Source organism: Streptomyces sp. NPDC054796, assembly GCF_053611545.1.
Window position 1 is genome coordinate 5,688 of sequence record NZ_JBSHAO010000123.1, and the last position, 491, is coordinate 6,178.

The following is a 491-nucleotide window of genomic DNA, read 5'->3' on the forward strand; positions in this document are numbered from 1 at the left end:
CCTCTTCGGTGATGTCGCCACGTTCCTCCTGCACGGCGACGTGGCCGCCTGGCTCGTCCTGGGCCACCGGGAGCTGACCCACGTCTCCACCGTCACCGCCACCTACGCCCGCGACTCCCGCCGGTGGCGCCTGGCCCCCGTCCTGCCGGCCGACTGGCCGCTGTGGCCGATGCTCGGCGGCGGACAGGCCGGCGATTCCCTCCTCTACACCGAGGGCGAGGCCCACCGGCAGCGCTCGGAGGCAAACACCGCCGCCCTCGGCTCCGTCGACCCCATCGAATTCCGCGCCCGCACCGAACAGTTCGCCGAACAGCTCCTGTCCGCCTTCGCCCCTGCGGGCGAGGCCGAGCTGATGAGCCGCTACGCGCAACAGCTCCCGGTCATGGCGCTGGGCTGGGCCCTGGGCGTGCCGGCACACCAGGGCGACGCGCTGGTCGCCGGATTCTCCGCCATGCTCTCCGGCGGCCCGGTAGCGCGCGGGGGCGTGCTGC

1 pseudogene is annotated in these 491 nt (G+C 74.1%); it reads left to right on the top strand.

What is annotated here, in order from left to right:
- Window positions 1–491, top strand: a pseudogene (locus ACWGJ2_RS39885) (cytochrome P450); the annotation flags it as partial.